The sequence below is a fragment of the Bradyrhizobium lablabi genome, assembly GCF_900141755.1.
Taxonomy (GTDB): domain Bacteria; phylum Pseudomonadota; class Alphaproteobacteria; order Rhizobiales; family Xanthobacteraceae; genus Bradyrhizobium; species Bradyrhizobium lablabi_A.
Window position 1 is genome coordinate 7,894,642 of the sequence record NZ_LT670844.1, and the last position, 15,358, is coordinate 7,909,999.

Consider the following 15,358-nt stretch of genomic DNA (forward strand, 5'->3'; position numbering starts at 1 on the left):
TGGGTCAGCCGACCAAGGAACACTTCCTAGTTCCTCGAGCAGAAGGTTCTGCGCCATAGCGACCGCGGATTGACTTGCGGTGCGAACCGGCTAAGGAGATCGGATGAGCACTGGTTTGACCCGCGCTATCGCGTGGCTCTACGCAGCGGCGCTGGTCTTTTTGACCCTCGGCTCGCCGAGGTATCGCTTTGAAACCGTGCTGCCCCACAATCTGGAGCACTTGGTGGCCTTCAGCATCTCGGGCCTCTTATTCTCTATCGGGTATCGGTCCCGCCCTCTGCTTGCTCCATTGGCCGGCGTCGGCTTTGTGGCGGCGCTTGAGGTGCTTCAGATCTGGGTGGCGGGTCGGCATGCGAGATGGATCGACTTTGCAATGGACGCGTTGGGTTTCTGTATCGGAGTCGGTGTGGATCTTATTGTGTCCCGGGTACGAGACCAGTTGACGGCACAGTGAGCTCGTGTCGTGAGCGCCAATAGTGGCGGCAGCTCCGCCGTGGCACGGCTCGAGCTGTACGCCTTCTTGGTCGCCTCGCTCGGGAAGCGCACGTCGCGGGCAAATGAGTAATTGCAGTCAGATGCGCTCGGCCTGTCAGAGCATTGTCTTCGTTATCAACTCGCTCACTGCCGGTGGCGCGGAGCGTACCCTGGTCGATGTGCTGGCGTACCTTGAGGATCGCCTAAGAGGCTATGCTGTCCATCTTGTGCTTCTGGACGTCGAAGAAGAGCTGCACGCCGTGCCGCCTTGGGTGCAAAAGCATGTTCTCAATGCCAACTTTAGTTTCCTTTGGAGCACGATTTCGCTTACTCGGCTTCTGAGAGGTTTGGCGCCTGCGGTAACTGTAAGCTTCCTGAACCGATCGAACTGTGCAAACGTCTTATCCTCCAAGATCCTCAAATATCCATGCATAGTCAGTGAGCGTACTTACCCGACCAGCCGTTTTGGAGCCGGCCTGAGTGCCGTGATCACCAAAGTGATTATGCGGCTCACATATCCGCATGCAGACCAAGTGATCGCTGTATCCGAAGGGGTTAGAGCCGATCTGATGGCGAATTTCGGCGTCGACGGAGCGAAGATTCGCGTAATCTACAATCCCGTCGATACGGATCGGATCTGTGAACGAGCGTTGGAGACGCCGAGCGCGAGACTTCCAGAACCATATATCGTGAGTCTGGGACGCCTGGTTCCAAGTAAGAATTTTCGGCTGCTGATCGAGTCCTATCGATCATCGAGCATCAACGAGAATTTGGTTATCCTGGGTGAGGGGGAGGAGCGCCAGGAACTCGAGAAACTTGTATCGAGGCTCGGATTGGAAGGGCGCGTCATCCTGCCGGGCCACATGCAGAACCCATATCCGATTGTTGGGGCCGCGCGGCTGTTCGTTTCTTCTTCCAATCTGGAGGGGTTTCCGAATGCACTAATTGAGGCAATGGCATTAGGATGTCCGGTTGTCGCTACGGATTGTGATACTGGTCCGATGGAGATCTTGACGGGCAAAATGCAGGCCCGATGCACGGAGGTAACGCTCGCCGAATACGGAATCCTGGTCCCGGTGAATTCAGCTGATCTGCTCGCAGACGCGATCCGTATCGGGTGCCGTGAGAGCATCCGCGCCAGGTATTCGCGACGCAGCAAGGAACGTGCGCGGGATTTCGGAACTCGCAACTCGATTGAACAATACTGGTCGGTCATAGCGTCGCACGCGCGTTTCGTTTGATTCGTATTTCTGGTCTACGGACCGTCAGGAGGGGGATTGCATATGACAACCAGCACCATCGCTACCGTGATCCCGCTGTACAACAAGGAACCTTATATCGCGCGAGCGATCGCGTCGGTACTCGCTCAGACGAGGCCCGTCGACGAAATCATTGTTGTGGACGATGCCTCTACGGACGGCAGCCTTGAACGGATCAAGGCTTTTCAAGATTCGCGAATACGCGTGCTTCGCCGGACGGATCCCATGCAAAGAGGCCTCCCGGCAACTCGCAACCTTGGAATCCGGTCTGCAACATCGCGCTGGATTGCGCTCCTGGACGCGGACGATCGCTGGCATGAAGATTACATCGAAGAGAGCAACAAGCTCATGGCCCAAGCGTTCGATCGTATAGGATTTCTCTTCACCGGCTGGGAGAGCGTCTCGCCTAACGGCGTCGTAACGCGTGATGCATATAGCGTGCGTTGCGAAGGTTTGGGCTTCAGGCGGTTGGATCTTGATAGCTTCGTTTCCGCGTGGCTCGACCTTGACGCCTGTCCCGTATTCCCTTCCGGGGTTGTTATTCGCCGCGACATGTTGCTCGACGCCGGTCTGTTTCAAGAGCGTTGCCGTCGTGGCGAGGACAAGGACATGTGGTTGCGTGTGCTGGCGATAACCGACGCGCTCAGTTCACCGCGAGTGTGCAGTTCGTATTATCGCGATATACCTGGTGCGATGAACGAAACGATCAGTACCAACGTGCGCCATTGCCTGTGCGCCACGCTTGAAGAGATGATCTCTCAGGCGTCGGGGGCGCGCCGCCACTTGCTCATGCGGCTCTTCAACCAGCAGGTCATCGAATATGCGCGGTGGGTTGGTGGGCGCGAACGCCTCTCGCCAGACGTTTACCGTGGGTTCTTTGTATCAAAAAATCCGCTAGGTTACCTGTTGTTGCTCGCGCTTTCATATCTGCCGGTCTGGCTTTTGAAAATCGTGCGTCAGGGCATGCTCTGGGCCCGTGACGTGATTGAACGGCCCAGATCAAGCCGGTGACTCGGGCTACAGTAGCCCCGCCTCGTAGTTGTCAATCCAGGGATCGACCGCAAAGCTGCGCGAGACGACACCCGACCATGTCCATGTCGCATTCGTCCCGGCCGTGGCCTTCGGCCCGATGATGATCGCACCGTTCTTCTTCACGGTTGCGTTGGCACCCTTGACCTCCAAGCGAATTATATCGCCTACCAGGGGCGGGATTGTCACGAACCCGAGTTCCTTGAATTCACCGCTCGTCCTCTCATAGAGCGCGATGCGGTCGTTCTTGAATTCGACCCCGATCAGGTTGCTCGGGTTCGTGAGTCGGCAGGCCAGAATGCCATTGTAGTAGGTGGGAATTTTCGCCACCGTCGCCTGCACATAATGATCGGCAAAACCGCAATCTGGAGAGGCGTAGGCAGCGCCACGGTATGCTGTATTGAAGATGGCGAGCTTTTGGCCGCGAATGGCGATATCGCTCGGCGCGCCATCGCCGCCGCCGTCCGGAGCGAACCTCCAATCGGCGCTCGCTCCTAGGTCTTGGTCGGCGCGATTGAAGTCGTCTTTGAAGAACGCGCTTTCCGTTGTGCCGAAGGCAAGCGTAATCGTTTGATCGGCTTTGTTGCCATTGGCGTCCGTCGCCCGGACGATCACCTGGCGATTGGCGCCGCTCGGGGCGGCGGTCATAGCGAGCGTGCCTGCACGTCGGTCCGGCAGCACCTTGAACGAGGCCGCATCGCGACCCCCGACAATCGACCACGTCACCAGCTTGTTGGCCTTCAGCAGATGCGCGAAATTGACGCGCGCCGCCGCGGTCACGGATGCGGCGGACGTGATCGTCGGCGGCGTCGCATCCGAGGCTAGGCCATGGAGGAAGGCGTTGCCCCATCCTGCCAGCTCCGATTGCACAATCGCCTTGGCATGATGCGTGATTGCCGCAGCGGCGATGCGGAACACGCTATTATAGGCCTCGGCAACAAACACGTTGGTGTTGGGGTCGTTATCGGAAATAACGCCACCCTGAATGAGCACGTCGGCCCCGGCGACATTCGGCGCATCGCCGCCGTACACGTAATACTGCATCTGCGCGCCGGTGCCGCCGCGCGATTTCGGATTGAGCGCCCGGCAGTTGATATTGGTGGTGGAGGGACCCCAGAACTTGTAGTTCACCTTGTTGCCGCTGGCGGTGCAATTCACGTTCGTGACGTCGGTGCCCTTGTCGTCATAGCCAGCATCGGTATTTCCGCTGCTCGTGCATTCCTCGCGATAGATGGTGTAGTTGCCGCCCTCGCTCGCGAAGCCGTCGGCGTTCCAAAATCTATCCGGGTTGGAATTGTGGGTGTCATGGCAATTTGTGACAGTCACCTGGCGCATGGTGATATCGTGCGCCGTTTCATTGCATTCGACCCCGGTCGCGAAATTGTGGCCGTCCTGACGTCCTGAGTTCAAGGTGATATTTTCCAAGAGGACCTTGTGGCTATCGCCGCGAATGCGGATCGCCGTTTTTGAGAATCCGGTGCCCGTGATGTTTGTTAGGACCGTATCAACGTGCGACGTGCCCGCATCGTGCTCAAAGAAGCGCTGGAAGTTATAGGCGGTGCACTCGCTGACCGTGATCCCCTTGTGCGTTGGACCGGCCAGGTGGAACGGCTGCCCGGTCCTCTGGAAATCGAAGTACTGGAAGGTAAGATAATCCGCGCCCGACGTCAGGACGAAGACGTCCCCGCCGGTGGACCAATTCCTGACGTTCGTCACGGCTTCCGGATCAGCCGGGAGCGTCCAAGCGGTGCGGCTTCCGACGATGGTCGCCCTCATTGGTGCGAGCCTCCGGTCGACGCCGATGACGGTCACAGGCGATCCGACTTGACCGCCCTTGCTAATGCTGATTCTGTTGCCGATGAACGAATAGGGCCCGGCGTCGGCGCGGACGTAGACGGTGCCGCCAGGACCGGCCGCCGCGATCATATCGTTGAGCTGCCAGATTGATGCGGCATTCGCCCAACTATCGCCGGTTCCGTTGCCTGCCGGCGCCGGCGCGATATAGCGGACGTGCGTCGCGAGCGGTGGCGACGCAGAGGTCGCTTTGGGCGAAGCAGCTTTTGCGGGTCTCCCAAGTGAAGAGAGACTCGCAACGAGCAGAGCGCGGCGGGTCACGAACATCACCGCATTTTACATCCCCGCGCCGCTCTGACCAAGGACGTGGCCGGGAACCCCGTCAGGACCGACATCAATGGGTGCGCCGATCCTTTTTCTGAGGGAGGCATAGTGACAATCAAACCACGCTCACTCGTGATCGGCGCTGCGACGTACATTCCTGGGCTGCGAAACTTCACAGGCAGGAGAACGGGCGGCACGGTGTCCGCGCGGTATTGCTACTCTGTCTGGTTGCGCCATTTATGCATGCTGCACTGGCATGGTCTGCCTACGACGTTCGAAACGGTCGCTGAGCTTGGTCCGGGCGACTCCCTCGGCACGGGCTTGGCCGCACTCCTGTCCGGAACAGGACAATACGTCGCGCTGGATGTAGTCCGGTACGCAGATAGCGCCCGCAACCTTCAAATCCTGGAGGAACTGGTTGCACTCTTTCGAAATCGCGAGCCAATACCTGATCAAGTGGAGTTCCCGCTCGTTCAACCGCCGCTGTCGTCATACGCCTTTCCAGCTTTTCTTACGGCGGCGCGCCTGGAGGCCGCGCTCGGCCCCGGCCGGCTCGACCTGATCCGAGCCGCGGTGGCTAGTCCAGGGACGAGCCTCCGTGACGGGAAGGCGGTCTGTTATAACGCTCCTTGGACCGCGGAAATGATCGGGGACGCTGCAGCGGACCTCGTATTCTCCCAAGGAGTACTCCAATTTGTCCGTGATTTGCCGAGAGCGTACACAGAAATGGTGGGCTGGTTGAAACAGGGCGGGATCATGTCTCATGAGATCGCTTTCCAGTCGATTGGGATCACGGCCGAATGGAATGGCCACTGGTCGTGCTCGGACACGCTCTGGAAGCTAGCGGTGGGAAGGCGGCGGCATGCGACCAATCGCGAGCCACATTCGACGCACATCGGACTGCTGGAAAAGGCGGGGTGCCAAGTCGTGACCGACGAGCGCAGCGTCCGGCGGTCGGGTATCAGTGGAGCGAAACTCGCGCCCCGCTTTCGCCATCTGACCGACGACGATCTCACGACGAGCAGCGCGCTAATACAAGCGGTGAAGTTGGCCTGAGCGTTCTACTTATTGCACTGACGCATTTTTTACAGCGGACGAGCGCCCACTTCGCCGGAAAACACTCTGGTCGACGACGACCCCCGCCTAACGGCCGTTTCAAGCGGGAGCTCTTTAGAACGCCGATGCTCGGCCGGCTGGCGCTTTGCGTAGCCAAGAGAGCATCGTGAACGCGATACCTCCTGCGCCCTCTGACCCCTGACGAACCATTTGTATTGGGAACGGTTTCCGCGCGGGCGATCGTGTTTACCCGGCCTCAACCGCTTGCTTGCAATCAGGGTCTGTGCTTGCGTTGCGGAATGTTGGAACAATTGGAACTTGGGCGTTGGTGGAAAGCCGTCAAAGCGTTCGGCCTCGGACAAGGAACGAGCGCATACTTCTTCCTTGCGTTGCCTCGCCTGTCCCGATTTGCCGGGAGGAAGGCGAAGCCGATGCGCATTCCCAGCGTCCCGCACCCGATCTGGCTGCGCCCGGCGACAACCGACTGGTACGTCATGGAGCAGATTTTTATCGATCAAGGCTTCAGTTTGTCGCGTTGGCCGGGGCACGAGCGCGCCATTCGTTCAAACTACGACAGGATGCTCGAGCGCGGTCAAATTCCCGTGATCTTGGATTGCGGCGCGCATATTGGCCTTGCTGCCCTTTGGTTCGCACAGCGGTTTCTTCGTGCTCGCATATTCGCGGTCGAGCCCGCGCAAGACAATTTCGAACTCTTGCGCCAGAATGTTTCTTCTCATCCCAACATCACGCCGATACACGCCGCCATATGGGATCGCGACACGCGGGTCGATCTGGTCAATCCGGACGGTGAGCCCTGGGCATGGGCGGCGCGCGAATCCGGTTCCGGTGAGGTGCAGACCGTCACCGTGCGCGACCTCCTGCAGCGCGAGCCCAATGGCCTCCCGCTCATCGTCAAGATCGATATCGAAGGCGGCGAGATCGAGCTATTCCGCTCGAACGTCGAATGGATCGAGCAAACGCCCCTGATCGTATTCGAGCTGCACGATTGGCAAGGCGGTTGGCGCGGGGCGGGACACTCCGTGTTTTCACGCCTCAGCACGCATCCTCGGGACTACATGCAACGTGCCGACAACATGTTTTCCTTCGCGCACTCCTTGGCGCAGATGAATTGATCGCGTTATCCAGCCCCACTATTTCTGCTTGTTACGTAAGCTCGCTACCGCAAGCTGGCGTGAATATCATACCAACCAGGGAACTGCCGTCGGTACAGCCGCGACAACAGGCGCGGTATGCGCATTCCGCCTCGAAAGTCGTGCACAATCCCATCATCGCCAAATAAACGGTAGAGACCAAAGATCGCGCGGAATCGCCGAAGGCATTCGCCATAGTTCAACCAGCGGCCGGAAAGATCCTCCCCAAATGGTCCAGAAGCGCCGTCGACGAAGACATGGTGCAGCGGTTCGCCCCGAAGAGTTGTCGTCGCAATTCGGGTGCCCGGGATCGACGCTTGCTGAACAGGCTTGAATGTCCGGTAACCAAGACGCTTGAGGAGGTTCAATTCGGAGACGAGCTGCGAGAAGTCGACTTTTTCAGCCTCCATCGAAATGTAGGGTGGGCGATCCTCGAATCGCCCCAGCTCGTCCAGAACCAGGTGATCGGCGCCCTCGATATCAATCTTCAAATAGAACGGAATTCCATGTGTGCGAAACATCTCAGCAAGATCGACTCGGCCAACCTCGATCTTGACTGATCGCGTTCCAAATTTTTCATTTCGCTCCACCCATCTTTGATCAATAGTGCCCCACTCGGATTTCTGCAGGTTCTTATAAAAGGCGATGCGCTCACCCGCTGCTTCTGGAGCGACGGCACCTTCGATTATTCGCAATCGGTGGTCGGCAATCGGCTGCTGGAAGTGGTCCCTGCAATGGGCGACGAGGTCGGGGTCGGCCTCGAAGGCGACAACCTTGAACCCTTTTTTCAGATAGAAGTCGGTGTCCTCGCCTTTGTGCAAGCCGACATCGAAAATCAGATCGGGGTGGTGCGCCATCTGCGTTGCCTCTCGATCTCGACTGTCTAACTCTGATCCTTTTCGAGCGGCTAGGTCGGCGTTGTCGCTCCGCAGTGTCTCTTCAAGCGATTTCGTTCCGAACGTCTCTCCGCGCTGATAGCTACAGAGGTGCGATTTTAGGTCAGCGTTGACTACCTTTCTCCTACATTGATCGACTGATGCCAAAGTCCGCAATTTAGCCATGGAACGCATTTATTGAAGACTAGCCCTATCGGCTCATGGACCGGCCTGCATGCAAGCCACAGAGTCCAAGAGACAGCACTTGTCGACCGGGCCTCCTGCTGCGGCCCGCGCGCTCGCAGGTCATGATAGCGCCGGCCGTGCGGGGCTGGTCTCAGTCATCATTCCCGCCTACAACGAGGCTGCGACCATCGAAAGGACCATTTCTTCGGTACGCAACCAGACCTATTCAGATCTGGAGATGCAGGTCGTCGACGACGGTTCGACCGACGAGACTGCCGCTATAGTCCAGCGCCTTGCGGAAATAGACCACAGGATCACGCTTCTACGGAAGCCTAACGGCGGCCTCGTGTCAGCTCGCAACTATGGAATTGCGCATGCGGGTGGAGAGTTCATTGCCCCCATCGACGCCGATGACCTCTGGCATCCGGACAAGATCAAGAAGCAAATGGTGGTCATGCGGGTCCGTGGGGATCATGTTGGGCTAGTCTACTGCTGGTCGCGGGCGATCGATGAACGGGACCGGGTGCTCTTCGATATCACGCCGTGCATATTTCGAGGCAATGTCTATACGGCTCTGATCCTTAGAAACTTCCTGTCCAGCGGCGCGCCTTTGGTTCGCAGACGCTGCGTCGAAGAACTGGGTGGCTACGATGCGACACTTTCCTCCCGAGGGGCCGCTTGCTGCGAGGACCTGAAGTTCAATCTGGAGGTCGCTGAGCGCTATGACTTCGATCTCGTTCCGGAGTTCCTGCTTGCACACCGCATCCGTGCGGGAAGCATGTCGACCGATAGCGATGCCATGTTGCGCTCCTACGAGGTGGTGATCGAGGAGGTACGAACGCGACATCCTGAATTGCCGGCTAGGCTATTTCGCTGGGCAGACGGACACCAACACCTGGAGCTCGGGCTCACGTACGTGGCCGGTGGGCAGTGGTCGACAGGAGCCCCACTGCTTCTCAAAGCGCTGGTCGAAGATCCTCCTGCCACCATCCGACGAGGGACGAGGCGGGTCTTTGCGCGCCTCTGGAGGTCAAGCGGATTTGGTGCGCTCGTAAGAGCGAGGCGCCATGGCGGAGCGGGTAATACAGTGGTCAATCGCAACTTCTTCGAGGTTGACCCGACCATTCTGTGCGGACGTCCAAGAGCGCCATGGAACCGAAAGAGGCTCGCTCACGCTGCTGCACTGTTCGTAGAGCGCCGCGCGGATGTCCCATCCGGCGCGGATCACCATTCGCCTGAAGATGTGGGAGCTGATATCCGTCAAATCTGACATGTAGAGCACGAGATGATGTCCTCGGTCCAAAAGAGACTTGCTGCTGGTTTGAAGTCGATTCTCCCCATCGCCGTCACGCAGAGGCTTCAAGCCTGGTGGCAAGACGCGGCCATACGCAGGTCTCTACTTTGGCCGCCATTCGGTGCTGTTGCATCCCATGACCTCTTGCGTCGAACCTCCCCGATAAGTCGGCTGTACGGTGCCGATCGCGGCACCGCCATCGATAGGTACTACATCGAAGACTTTCTGGCTCGCCATGCGAACGACATCCGCGGCGTCGTGCTTGAGATCCAAGATGACGCGTATACCAAGCGTTTTGGCAAGAGCCACGTTAAACGAAGCGAGGTACTGAGTGTCTCACCTGGAAGCAAGGTGACGATCGTCGCTGACCTCACGTCCGCAGATCAAATTCCGTCGAGCACGTTCGATTGCATCATTCTAACTCAGACGCTGCAATACATTTACGACCTGCCCGCCGCCGTGAGAACGATTTATCGAATTCTGGCGCCCGGCGGGGTGCTGCTTGCGACCGTCCCCGGCATATGCGCCATCGGGCCGGAAAGCTGGCCATGTTATTGGTCCTTCAGACCGGCATCGGTAGAGAGGCTCATTGCGGACGCCTTTCCTGGCGGCAGCGTTTGCGTCGAATCCGCCGGAAACGTGCTCGCCGCGATTGCCTTTCTGCACGGGCTTGCCCTCGAGGAAGTCGATCGCACTGCTCTCGATGTCCATGATCCGGCGTATCCCGTGGTCGTGCGTGTTCGGGCGGTGAAATGATCGATGGTGCCGGTTTGGAGGGCCAAGAAGACTGTCGCCCCCCCAATTGACCCCTCCCGAGAAGAGTTGCTTTCAGTCGAACAAGTCGGTCGATGGTCTGGCCCTCGATTATTTTGTTCCGTCGACGTCCTGTCGAAGCCGGACCAGGGGATCGGCAGTGCAATGTCGGCTTCTTTATTGTAGACTGTCACAGTGTCAGCGACAGAGGTCGCCATCTTGTGCGTTTTCGCCCAAGCATGGCGCGAGGTCGCCTGTGGAACGGGAACCCGGTGCCACATTCGGCCCCATGACGCTCCGTGTCCGTACCAAAACTTCGTTCGCTGCCAGCATCAAAGTGCGGGGTTCAGGTGCCTATCCCATTTCAAATCTCGAACCAGCGGCTGCGGTACGATGCCCAACGCGCGAGTTTCCTCAATCTCAGCGCCCGCGGCATAGATTTCCTCTTCCAGTTCGTCAGCATGGTCATCCTGGCGCGATTGCTCACTCCCGCCGATTTCGGAGTGTTCGCGATGGCGACACCCTTCGTCTGGATCCTCATGACCTTTGGCGATCTGGGGTTGGCGGCCGCGGTGCTTCAGCAGCGCGACTTGAACGAAGGGCAGGCCTCTGCCGTCTTTCGCATCAATTTGGTGGCCGGGATCGCGTTCGGCGGGCTGTTCCTGCTCTGCGCGCCGTTGCTTGGCTCGTTCTACGGCGATCCTGAGGTGACGCAGGTCGCGGCCGCCCTGAGTCTCATGTTCGTTTTTTCCGGGTTCACAGCCGTGCAGCAAGCGCTTCTTCGCCGCGCCCTGATGTTTGACACGTTGCTGCGCGCGCAGATCGCCGCATCGCTGGTGTCATCGGTAATGGCGGTGACCTTTGCGCTCAAGGGCGCCGGTTACTGGGCGTTGACCATCCGTGCGCTCGCCGATCCATTTGTCTACGGCATCGTGGTCTGGACCTCGACTGGCTGGGTGCCAACCCGCGCCGAATGGGACGACACCGCCAGGGCCCTGCTGCGATACGGCAGGTATTGCATCGGATCCTCGCTTCTCTTTTCGATCGGGCGGCAAGCCAACAACGTCTTGATCGGTTGGCGCTACGGAAGCACTGAACTCGGGCCTTTCGCGCTCGCGAACCGACTGCTTCTTCTTCCGGCTCAGCAGATTTCTTGGCCGCTCGGCCAGGTCATGGTCCCGACTCTGAGCCGTCTCCAGGGTGACCCTGATCGGCTGAAGAGGTGGTATTTGAAGCTACTTCGATTGGTGACCTTTGCGTCGTTCCCGCCGTTGTTCAGCTTGGCGATCTGTGCCGACGACGTCGTCCACGTGATCGCGGGTCCGCAGTGGGGCCACGCGACCAATATCTTAAGGCTGCTCGCCCCCGTGGCCGCCCTGCAGGTGGGCTACGCCAGCACTGATTGGCTGATGCGATCGCAGGGACAGGCGGACCGTTTTTTTCGTTGGACGGTAATCGACACGACAGCCAGCCTTCTCGGCTGCGTTCTCGGTCTTCGCTGGGGAGCGATTGGCGTTGCCGCAGGGCTCGCCACAGCGAACCTCGTTTTGTTTCTTCCAGGCTTTGCTTATGCCGCAAAAGGCACAACAATCCGGCTCATGGACGCGCTAGAGGCCATGCTTCCCTGTTTCCTGTTGATGATGATGACCGTGCCAGCGGTATGGGCGCTCAGGCATTTCATCGCACAAGACTGGACTCCGTTTCCTCGCTTGCTCCTGACCGGAGTGACGATCGCCGCCATTATGGCGTGCGGAACCGTCTGGATGTATGGTCGCTCGGTTCTGAACCTCCACTTACTGAGATCAGAGCCTTGATCGGCACATGGGCCTGAACGAATGCAAGGCACAGGGACCAAAGGGCAGCACTCCTTAAAGCGGCCTCTTCCCACTGGGCGTTCTTATGCTGATCGCACGAGGCCCAACGGTGCGGGGCTGGTCTCAGTCATCATTCCCGCCTGCAACGATGCCGCGACCGTCGAAAGGACTGTTTCCTCTGTACTCAACCAGACCTATTCAGATCTAGAAGTCCTCGTTGTTGACGACGGTTCGACGGATCAAACCGGCGCACTTGTCCAGAGCATGGCGGACATAGACCACAGGATCACGCTTCTACGGAAGCCTAACGGCGGCCTCGCGTCAGCTCGCAACTATGGAATTGCGCATGCGGCTGGAGCGTTCATTGCCCCATCGACGCCGATGACCTCTGGCATCCGGACAAGATCAAGAAGCAAATGGTGGTCATGCAGGACCGTGGGGATCAGGTTGGGCTGGTCTACTGCTGGTCGCGGGCGATCGACGAGCAGGACCGCGTGCTCTGGGATGTTACGCCGTGCAATCTTCGGGGTAGCGTCTACGCCGCTCTGATTATAAGAAATTTTCTGTCCAGCGGCGCGCCTTTGGTTAGAAAATGCTGCGCTGCAGCGGTGGGAGGCTATGATGCGACACTCGCTTCCCGAGGAGCCCCTTGCTGTGAAGATTTGAAGTTCAACCTGGATATCGCCGAGCGCTGCGACTTCGATCTCGTCCCAGAATTCCTGTTTTCGTACCGCGTCCGTGCCGGAAGCATGTCGACCAATATCGATGCCATGTTGCGCTCCCGCAAAGTGGTGATCGAGGAGGCGCGAGCGCGCCATCCTGAATTGCCCAACAAGCTCTTTCGGTGGGCAACCGCACATCAAGACCGGGAGTTCGGTCTGGCTCACCTTAGCGACGGACGCTTCTTGACCGGAGCGCGGCTACTTCTCACGGCGCTGAGGGAAGATCCGTTCGCTACACTACGCGTGAGCACGATACGAGCCTTTGCGCGCCTCCCGGTGTCAAGCGGATTTGGTGCGCTCGTAAGAGCGAGGCGCCATGGCGGAGCGGGTAATACAGTGGTCAATCGCAACTTCTTCGAGGTTGACCCGACCATTCTGTGCGGACGTCCAAGAGCGCCATGGAACCGAAAGAGGCTCGCTCACGCTGCTGCACTGTTCGTAGAGCGCCGCGCGGATGTCCCATCCGGCGCGGATCACCATTCGCCTGAAGATGTGGGAGCTGATATCCGTCAAATCTGACATGTAGAGCACGAGATGATGTCCTCGGTCCAAAAGAGACTTGCTGCTGGTTTGAAGTCGATTCTCCCCATCGCCGTCACGCAGAGGCTTCAAGCCTGGTGGCAAGACGCGGCCATACGCAGGTCTCTACTTTGGCCGCCATTCGGTGCTGTTGCATCCCATGACCTCTTGCGTCGAACCTCCCCGATAAGTCGGCTGTACGGTGCCGATCGCGGCACCGCCATCGATAGGTACTACATCGAAGACTTTCTGGCTCGCCATGCGAACGACATCCGCGGCGTCGTGCTTGAGATCCAAGATGACGCGTATACCAAGCGTTTTGGCAAGAGCCACGTTAAACGAAGCGAGGTACTGAGTGTCTCACCTGGAAGCAAGGTGACGATCGTCGCTGACCTCACGTCCGCAGATCAAATTCCGTCGAGCACGTTCGATTGCATCATTCTAACTCAGACGCTGCAATACATTTACGACCTGCCCGCCGCCGTGAGAACGATTTATCGAATTCTGGCGCCCGGCGGGGTGCTGCTTGCGACCGTCCCCGGCATATGCGCCATCGGGCCGGAAAGCTGGCCATGTTATTGGTCCTTCAGACCGGCATCGGTAGAGAGGCTCATTGCGGACGCCTTTCCTGGCGGCAGCGTTTGCGTCGAATCCGCCGGAAACGTGCTCGCCGCGATTGCCTTTCTGCACGGGCTTGCCCTCGAGGAAGTCGATCGCACTGCTCTCGATGTCCATGATCCGGCGTATCCCGTGGTCGTGCGTGTTCGGGCGGTGAAATGATCGATGGTGCCGGTTTGGAGGGCCAAGAAGACTGTCGCCCCCCCAATTGACCCCTCCCGAGAAGAGTTGCTTTCAGTCGAACAAGTCGGTCGATGGTCTGGCCCTCGATTATTTTGTTCCGTCGACGTCCTGTCGAAGCCGGACCAGGGGATCGGCAGTGCAATGTCGGCTTCTTTATTGTAGACTGTCACAGTGTCAGCGACAGAGGTCGCCATCTTGTGCGTTTTCGCCCAAGCATGGCGCGAGGTCGCCTGTGGAACGGGAACCCGGTGCCACATTCGGCCCCATGACGCTCCGTGTCCGTACCAAAACTTCGTTCGCTGCCAGCATCAAAGTGCGGGGTTCAGGTGCCTATCCCATTTCAAATCTCGAACCAGCGGCTGCGGTACGATGCCCAACGCGCGAGTTTCCTCAATCTCAGCGCCCGCGGCATAGATTTCCTCTTCCAGTTCGTCAGCATGGTCATCCTGGCGCGATTGCTCACTCCCCGCCGATTTCGGAGTGTTCGCGATGGCGACCCTTCGTCTGGATCCTCATGACCTTTGGCGATCTGGGGTTGGCGGCCGCGGTGCTTCAGCAGCGCGACTTGAACGAAGGGCAGGCCTCTGCCGTCTTTCGCATCAATTTGGTGGCCGGGATCGCGTTCGGCGGGCTGTTCCTGCTCTGCGCGCCGTTGCTTGGCTCGTTCTACGGCGATCCTGAGGTGACGCAGGTCGCGGCCGCCCTGAGTCTCATGTTCGTTTTTTCCGGGTTCACAGCCGTGCAGCAAGCGCTTCTTCGCCGCGCCCTGATGTTTGACACGTTGCTGCGCGCGCAGATCGCCGCATCGCTGGTGTCATCGGTAATGGCGGTGACCTTTGCGCTCAAGGGCGCCGGTTACTGGGCGTTGACCATCCGTGCGCTCGCCGATCCATTTGTCTACGGCATCGTGGTCTGGACCTCGACTGGCTGGGTGCCAACCCGCGCCGAATGGGACGACACCGCCAGGGCCCTGCTGCGATACGGCAGGTATTGCATCGGATCCTCGCTTCTCTTTTCGATCGGGCGGCAAGCCAACAACGTCTTGATCGGTTGGCGCTACGGAAGCACTGAACTCGGGCCTTTCGCGCTCGCGAACCGACTGCTTCTTCTTCCGGCTCAGCAGATTTCTTGGCCGCTCGGCCAGGTCATGGTCCCGACTCTGAGCCGTCTCCAGGGTGACCCTGATCGGCTGAAGAGGTGGTATTTGAAGCTACTTCGATTGGTGACCTTTGCGTCGTTCCCGCCGTTGTTCAGCTTGGCGATCTGTGCCGACGACGTCGTCCACGTGATCGCGGGTCCGCAGTGGG

General features: G+C 58.9%; 13 protein-coding genes and 1 pseudogene. 12 read left to right on the plus strand and 2 right to left on the minus strand.

Annotation, left to right across the window (positions count from 1 at the left end; translation table 11 throughout):
• The first annotated feature begins 103 nt into the window (after positions 1-103).
• From B5526_RS37135 to B5526_RS37145, 3 genes are all read left to right on the plus strand, one after another.
• Positions 104-454 (plus strand): VanZ family protein, encoded by a 351-nt coding sequence (locus B5526_RS37135; RefSeq protein WP_079544561.1) that lies wholly within the window; start codon positions 104-106, stop codon positions 452-454.
• A gap of 103 nt (positions 455-557) precedes the next feature.
• Positions 558-1,715 (plus strand): glycosyltransferase, encoded by a 1,158-nt coding sequence (locus B5526_RS37140; protein WP_079544562.1) that lies wholly within the window; start codon positions 558-560, stop codon positions 1,713-1,715.
• A 42-nt stretch (positions 1,716-1,757) separates the two neighbouring features.
• A complete protein-coding gene (locus B5526_RS37145) occupies positions 1,758-2,744 on the plus strand; it encodes a glycosyltransferase family 2 protein (RefSeq protein WP_079544563.1) in 987 nt (328 codons plus the stop codon).
• Positions 2,745-2,750: 6 nt separating this feature from the next.
• Here the strand turns inward: B5526_RS37145 and B5526_RS37150 are convergent, their stop codons facing one another.
• On the minus strand, positions 2,751-4,688 hold the full coding sequence (locus tag B5526_RS37150) for a hypothetical protein (RefSeq protein ID WP_154071645.1): 1,938 nt from the start codon (positions 4,686-4,688) through the stop codon (positions 2,751-2,753).
• A 300-nt stretch (positions 4,689-4,988) separates the two neighbouring features.
• Between B5526_RS37150 and B5526_RS37155 the strand changes: the two genes are divergently transcribed.
• Positions 4,989-5,936, plus strand: a complete 948-nt coding sequence (locus B5526_RS37155) for a methyltransferase domain-containing protein (RefSeq protein ID WP_154071646.1) — start codon at positions 4,989-4,991, stop codon at positions 5,934-5,936.
• A gap of 215 nt (positions 5,937-6,151) precedes the next feature.
• Positions 6,152-7,069, plus strand: a complete 918-nt coding sequence (locus B5526_RS37160) for an FkbM family methyltransferase (protein ID WP_154071647.1) — start codon at positions 6,152-6,154, stop codon at positions 7,067-7,069.
• A 44-nt stretch (positions 7,070-7,113) separates the two neighbouring features.
• Here the strand turns inward: B5526_RS37160 and B5526_RS37165 are convergent, their stop codons facing one another.
• A complete protein-coding gene (locus B5526_RS37165; protein ID WP_172842183.1) occupies positions 7,114-7,944 on the minus strand; it encodes an FkbM family methyltransferase in 831 nt (276 codons plus the stop codon).
• Positions 7,945-8,227: 283 nt separating this feature from the next.
• On the opposite strand from B5526_RS37165, the gene B5526_RS37170 reads away from it, so the two are divergent.
• The 7 genes and pseudogenes from B5526_RS37170 to B5526_RS38605 all read left to right on the plus strand — a co-directional run.
• The gene (locus tag B5526_RS37170) at positions 8,228-9,418 is read left to right on the plus strand and encodes a glycosyltransferase family 2 protein (protein WP_172842184.1); all 1,191 of its coding nucleotides are present in this window, start codon (positions 8,228-8,230) and stop codon (positions 9,416-9,418) included.
• Between the two features lie 15 nt (positions 9,419-9,433).
• Positions 9,434-10,198, plus strand: a complete 765-nt coding sequence (locus B5526_RS37175; RefSeq protein WP_197688400.1) for a class I SAM-dependent methyltransferase — start codon at positions 9,434-9,436, stop codon at positions 10,196-10,198.
• Between the two features lie 296 nt (positions 10,199-10,494).
• The gene (locus B5526_RS37180; protein ID WP_079544569.1) at positions 10,495-12,009 is read left to right on the plus strand and encodes a lipopolysaccharide biosynthesis protein; all 1,515 of its coding nucleotides are present in this window, start codon (positions 10,495-10,497) and stop codon (positions 12,007-12,009) included.
• A gap of 21 nt (positions 12,010-12,030) precedes the next feature.
• Positions 12,031-12,366 (plus strand): annotated as a pseudogene (locus B5526_RS39850) (glycosyltransferase family 2 protein); the annotation flags it as partial.
• Between the two features lie 14 nt (positions 12,367-12,380).
• On the plus strand, positions 12,381-13,250 hold the full coding sequence (locus B5526_RS39340; RefSeq protein WP_283807644.1) for a hypothetical protein: 870 nt from the start codon (positions 12,381-12,383) through the stop codon (positions 13,248-13,250).
• Between the two features lie 15 nt (positions 13,251-13,265).
• Entirely contained in the window at positions 13,266-14,030 is a 765-nt protein-coding gene (locus B5526_RS37195; protein WP_197688400.1) for a class I SAM-dependent methyltransferase, read from the plus strand.
• Positions 14,031-14,565: 535 nt separating this feature from the next.
• A partial coding sequence (locus B5526_RS38605) for an oligosaccharide flippase family protein (RefSeq protein ID WP_172842186.1) occupies positions 14,566-15,358 on the plus strand: 793 nt, incomplete at its 3' end.

Bases quoted from the DNA above. Each gene is read 5' to 3' on its own strand.
- B5526_RS37135 (WP_079544561.1), top strand. From the start codon at position 104: ATGAGCACTGGTTTGACCCGCGCTATCGCGTGGCTCTACGCAGCGGCG.
- B5526_RS37140 (WP_079544562.1), top strand. From the start codon at position 558: ATGAGTAATTGCAGTCAGATGCGCTCGGCCTGTCAGAGCATTGTCTTC.
- B5526_RS37145 (WP_079544563.1), top strand. From the start codon at position 1,758: ATGACAACCAGCACCATCGCTACCGTGATCCCGCTGTACAACAAGGAA.
- B5526_RS37150 (WP_154071645.1), bottom strand. From the start codon at position 4,688: ATGATCGCGGCGGCCGGTCCTGGCGGCACCGTCTACGTCCGCGCCGAC.
- B5526_RS37165 (WP_172842183.1), bottom strand. From the start codon at position 7,944: ATGGCGCACCACCCCGATCTGATTTTCGATGTCGGCTTGCACAAAGGC.
- B5526_RS37175 (WP_197688400.1), top strand. From the start codon at position 9,434: ATGATGTCCTCGGTCCAAAAGAGACTTGCTGCTGGTTTGAAGTCGATT.
- B5526_RS37195 (WP_197688400.1), top strand. From the start codon at position 13,266: ATGATGTCCTCGGTCCAAAAGAGACTTGCTGCTGGTTTGAAGTCGATT.